This is a genomic window from Priestia sp. P5_B4, from assembly GCF_056400385.1.
The window spans coordinates 1-4,958 of the sequence record NZ_JBFULJ010000244.1; the positions used below are offsets into that span (position 1 = coordinate 1).

Below are 4,958 nucleotides of genomic sequence, written 5' to 3' on the forward strand. Positions count from 1 at the left end.
CAGCTAGTTTTTGTTCGACTAGCTCATCTAAGGCTGTTTCTATTTCGACAAGGTTTTCTTTTTTTCGTCTTTTTCGAAAGCGGACTCTTGTCGAAAAATATAAATAATCTCTTGTGACATTGTATGAAGATTTTGTTTCATAGCAAATGAGACGCTCTTTTTGCATAACGAATAGCAAATGATAAGCGGCGTCTAAACTTAATTTTTCTACTTTGTTTTTATAAATACGCACCGTTTGGCGTTGAATATAGTCTCTATATATCACTTCATTGACGTGAATTTCAGCAATTCGCGTTCCGTTTGGCATCGTAGTAATATCCACAAAGTCAAAAATACCGTAGGCAATTTTCTTATTATGCTGTACTTTTGTCATGCTGTAGTGCTTCATTTTTGTAATTCTTTCTTCTATCATCTGATAGTTGCGCTTACTGTCTGTTTTATAGAGTGCTTTCACAAGATCACCAATTTTTACGTTAATAATTTTTTGTGTAGCGAACAATTCGTCGCGCTGGCTCATGATCTCTAAAAACACTTTATAATCAAACCGATCTAAATCACTAATTTTATTTCCATTTTCTTCAGCGTATTCTTTTTCTATTAACAATTCGTAATCTGTCCCGTCTTCAGAGTTATAAGTACTTAAGAAATATTCTTTTCCTTCTTTCTCTAATAGGGGTTGCTCGACGAGAAGCTTTGCTCTTGAGTTAGAGAAAAAAGGATTCTCTACAGTTGAAAAAGGGCTCTCAATAATACTATGATTTCCGTTTTGGAAGCTTGGGTCCAGTATAGTAAGCCCAATAATAATAGATATATCCGTATGGATTGCTTTTTCTCGCTGGGTCTTGGTTTTTTGATGAATATAAGGATAATCCGTTAAGAAGAAGCTATCTTCTTGACTCCATTCACGTAGGATACCAATTCGTTTATCAATGACTTCTTCCGGAGATGATACGTTTTCAAACTGTTTGCAAAAGAGTTCTTTTCCATTCGTTTTATAATAAGCTGTTAGCGCTTTGTATTCGCCAATCAGCTCTTTATTCTTCTTAGGCTTTTTTTGCTCATAGTCGCGTATAGCAGCATCTAACCATCTGCGTTTCGTACGATTGAGAAAGTCTTTTTTTAAAATCCTCAACGCTTCGTTTACATCTTTATTTTCAAAGTGCTGCTGATAAAGAGGGAGGATGGTGCTTTCTAAATCACCTTTTATACTTTCATTATAAACAGATAAGAGGCGTAATTTAGATACTCTATCAATGACTTCGCGTATGAGTACAGATGAATAATCCATACACATCTAACCTCCTTAACCTTAAGTTATTCATTTTAATTCTTAGCTGGATAGTGGCTTTAAATCTATTGTAATGCACGAAAGTTCGATGCTACAAACAAAAAAAGGCTACTATCTATAGTCTATTTTTCATTATACACGTGCAAAGCAGAGGAAGGGGGAGATTTTCTTATTTTCTTTTTTAGTAATCTACATTTAGTCATGTAGCATATATATTTGCCGTGTAGCTTATGTATGGAGGATAACCGTGTCTGCAAGACCGCTAATTCTGCTACCGAGTTTAATGGACTGATAGAAAGTATCTCAAAATAAAAGGATATCAGCGATTAAAAGAGAATACGTTGTAAAACTACTAAACCCATACCGGAGGTCATAAATGAACCCTATATTAAATGAAGTAGGCACGGTTTTTATTCCTGTAAAGGACATAAAAAAAGCACGAGATTGGTATTGTGACATACTAGGTTTGATAGCAGATGGAGACATTTTATATGATCATTTATATGTGATACCTATGAATGGAACAGGGATTGTATTAGATAGCAAAACTTATTCAAAAAATACGCTTTTTAAAACGCCAGCTTTTCATTTGAATACAAACGATATCAAAGAAGCTTATGAATATATGAAGCAGAAAAAAGTAGAGCTAACGACAGGAATTCAACACAATCATTGGTTTACATTTAAAGATCCGGATGGAAATCACCTGATGGTGTGTCAGTGCTGAACCCATGGGAAGATAAAAGACATTAGGACATAAAGAAATTACCCCAATCTAAAGACGAACAAATGAGATAAAGGAGCTGAACCGCTTGTGACACCGCTGTTGAGTTCCGTTGAAGACTTCCGCTTTTCACGCAGAAGTCTTCACCTTGCCCTCCAATCAACAGCTAGAAGCAGCTGCACAAACCCTATGTTCAATATGACAACAAAAAATCCGAACTATTAATCAGATCAATAGTTCGGATTTAACTTCAACTAAAATGCTTTTTTATCAGCTTCTATTGGATTGCCTCGGCATTTTATAATTTGACAGATTTGTTTCTGAATTGAATCATTCTTACAATATTTATTACAATTGTTTTTGTTACAGCATAAGCCGGAATCGCTAAGATCATTCCGAGTATTCCTGCAATATTACCAGCAACAAGCAATAAAATAATAATTGTTAAAGGATGAGTGTTTAATTTCTTTCCAATTACCAGCGGAGAAATAATGTTCCCATCTAGCTGTTGAACGATTACGACGACGATAATTACTAATATCGCTTTTGTAGGAGAGTATAATAAACCTACGATTAAAGCAGGTGCTACGCCAATAAAAGGGCCGACGTACGGGATAATATTAGTAAGGGCTCCTATTAGTGCGAGTATCAATGCATAGGGTAACCCGATGATAAGGTAACCAATGAATGTACTAATACCGACAAATAAACAAACGAGCATTTGGCCTTGAATATAAGTAGCTAGCGTATTTGTTGTTTCTTTCATTGTACGTAACGTTTCTTTTCGGTAAGAAGCAGGAACCATACGCAGCGTATTTTTACGAAGTTTATGGCTGTCTTTAAGCATATAAAAAAGAATGAAAGGAACGGTTACAACCGTAAGTGTAATATTTGTTACGACGCTTAAAACAGATGAAATACTGTTTGTGAGATTCGTAGGTAAAGTAGACGCGTAGTTTAAAAGTGACTCTTCAATATGATCGAGGGACACATATTTTTGTTCAACGAGCCAGTTAAACCATCTTGAGTTAGATAAATCATTTATGTACTCTCTCGTTTCTACAATATAAGACGGAATATTTTTAGCCAAATCAGTTAATTGTTTAGATAAAGTAGGTCCCACACCGCCTACAATAGAAGCAATTACGCCGATAAAAACAACGTATAATAATAAGATGGCCAGTGTTTTTGGCACTTTTTTTCTTGTGAGAAATGACACAATTGGTTCGAATAAAAAGAAAAGAAAACCAGCTACGAGAATAGGGAAAAACAAAGTGGAGATAAACACACCGATTGGTAGAAAAACAAACGAAATATGTTTACAAATGTAAATCAGTAAAGCAATCATTAATAGTTCTAATGTCCAAAAATGCAGTTTCGATTTAAACAAAAAGTTACCCTCTTTCTTTACTATTTTTTACTATCATACATCAAAAAAGAAACCCACTGCACGTGAAAAGTGGGCTTTTTAGTCTGTATAACTTTTATTTACATAAAAATTAGGATTTTTCCTCTTTATTTTCAGTGGTATCCTCTGGAGTTTTTTTGTTGTCATCCTGTATAATTCCTTCCGCTGCATTTTTAAATTCTCGCAGGGAATGTCCAAATGCTCGTCCTATGTCCGGCAATTTACTCGGTCCAAATACAATTAAGGCAGTAATTCCGATTACGACCATGCTTGTTGCTCCTGGCATGATATCCTCTCCTTTAAAAGCAATGAATATATGAAAATTAAAAAGAGATAGTAAATAAAGTGCATGTTTATACTATTCACTTTTCTCTTTAAAATTCCTTTATTTTAAATGATACGAAAATAAGGTGCAGCGGCTATGTATGATTTAAATGCTAGTAGTGATGCATACGAAGTTAATTATAGCACTAAAGACAGCCTGTTCGCCTTATTAACTTTGTATAAGCTTTATGTGAAACAACATGCTTTAATTCTTATGGAAACATGTCATAAATCCTGTTTTTTTAAAAATGAAGAATCAGCATATGAAAATAAAGAGAGAAAAAAATTGAAAAATATAAAGATAAATTGTTGTAAAATTTAGAAAGAAGTAATAGAATTAAATAAAATGTTAACGTTAACATTTATGGCGTTGAAGATTAAATCTTATTAATACAGTTATATATAAATAAGAGTATTCATCAATTTATGTAATTTTGTTAACGTTAACAAAAAATGAAGGAGTGAATGGGAATGAAAAAGTTTATGGATGACAATTTTTTATTAACAAATGAAACAGCCGCACACTTGTATAATACTTACGCAAAAGATATGCCCATTATTGATTATCACTGCCACTTAAACCCACAGGAAATTTATGAGAATAAACAGTTTGAAACGTTAACTAACGTTTGGCTAGATGGAGATCACTACAAATGGAGACTGATGAGAGCCAACGGAATTGAAGAAGAAAAGATAACAGGATCAGCGAGTGACTATGAAAAATTTCTCGCGTGGGCTAAAACAGTTCCGATGACAATTGGGAATCCGCTATATCATTGGACGCATCTAGAGTTAAAGCGTTTCTTTGATATTGATGAAATATTAAATGAACATACGGCACCGTTTATTTGGGAAAAAGCAAATGAGAAATTACGCAGCGGTGAGTTCGGTGCAAGAGATCTTATTACACGTTCTAACGTAAAAGTTATTTGTACAACGGATGACCCAACAGATTCATTAGAGTATCATATGAAACTAAGAGATGTGCAAGAGTTTGAGACCCAAGTACTTCCAAGCTTTCGTCCGGATAAAGGGCTTGAAATCAATCAAGAAGGGTTTAAGAACTGGATTGCAAAGCTGCAAGATTGTTCACATCATTCCATTCACACCTATGATGATTTGTTAAAAGCTCTTGAAAGTCGAGCTCGTTTTTTCCATTCCATGGGAGGACGTTTATCTGATCACGCACTAAACAAAATGGTATATACGAAGAC

Annotated in this window: 7 protein-coding genes; 4 read left to right on the plus strand and 3 right to left on the minus strand. The window is 34.3% G+C overall.

Annotated features, from left to right (window positions below):
* Window positions 1-1,288 (minus strand): hypothetical protein (locus AC1DRF_RS16505; RefSeq protein WP_477741178.1); only part of this gene is annotated, 1,288 nt, incomplete at its 3' end.
* Window positions 1,289-1,664: 376 nt separating this feature from the next.
* Between AC1DRF_RS16505 and AC1DRF_RS16510 the strand changes: the two genes are divergently transcribed.
* Window positions 1,665-2,015 (plus strand): VOC family protein, encoded by a 351-nt coding sequence (locus AC1DRF_RS16510; protein WP_013056601.1) that lies wholly within the window; start codon window positions 1,665-1,667, stop codon window positions 2,013-2,015.
* An 87-nt stretch (window positions 2,016-2,102) separates the two neighbouring features.
* Window positions 2,103-2,237 carry a hypothetical protein gene (locus AC1DRF_RS16515; RefSeq protein WP_255255766.1) on the plus strand — a complete coding sequence of 45 codons (135 nt, stop codon included), beginning with the start codon at window positions 2,103-2,105 and terminating at the stop codon, window positions 2,235-2,237.
* A 73-nt stretch (window positions 2,238-2,310) separates the two neighbouring features.
* Here AC1DRF_RS16515 and AC1DRF_RS16520 read toward each other — a convergent pair whose 3' ends face one another.
* Both AC1DRF_RS16520 and AC1DRF_RS16525 read right to left on the minus strand, forming a co-directional pair.
* Window positions 2,311-3,402, minus strand: coding sequence for an AI-2E family transporter (locus AC1DRF_RS16520; protein WP_016763781.1), 1,092 nt, complete (start codon window positions 3,400-3,402; stop codon window positions 2,311-2,313).
* A 109-nt stretch (window positions 3,403-3,511) separates the two neighbouring features.
* Window positions 3,512-3,706 carry a twin-arginine translocase TatA/TatE family subunit gene (locus AC1DRF_RS16525; protein ID WP_427076291.1) on the minus strand — a complete coding sequence of 65 codons (195 nt, stop codon included), beginning with the start codon at window positions 3,704-3,706 and terminating at the stop codon, window positions 3,512-3,514.
* Between the two features lie 135 nt (window positions 3,707-3,841).
* Between AC1DRF_RS16525 and AC1DRF_RS16530 the strand changes: the two genes are divergently transcribed.
* Together AC1DRF_RS16530 and AC1DRF_RS16535 are read left to right on the plus strand one after the other, a co-directional pair.
* Window positions 3,842-4,066: a hypothetical protein gene (locus AC1DRF_RS16530; protein ID WP_427076290.1), complete on the plus strand. Its 225-nt coding sequence runs from the start codon at window positions 3,842-3,844 to the stop codon at window positions 4,064-4,066.
* A gap of 149 nt (window positions 4,067-4,215) precedes the next feature.
* Window positions 4,216-4,958: glucuronate isomerase (locus tag AC1DRF_RS16535; RefSeq protein WP_477741179.1), on the plus strand; the 743-nt coding region annotated here is incomplete at its 3' end.

What these genes read in the sequence shown, in the direction of transcription:
- AC1DRF_RS16510 (WP_013056601.1), top strand. Translation starts at nt 1,665, where the DNA reads ATGAACCCTATATTAAATGAAGTAGGCACGGTTTTTATTCCTGTAAAG.
- AC1DRF_RS16525 (WP_427076291.1), bottom strand. Translation starts at nt 3,706, where the DNA reads ATGCCAGGAGCAACAAGCATGGTCGTAATCGGAATTACTGCCTTAATT.
- AC1DRF_RS16530 (WP_427076290.1), top strand. Translation starts at nt 3,842, where the DNA reads ATGTATGATTTAAATGCTAGTAGTGATGCATACGAAGTTAATTATAGC.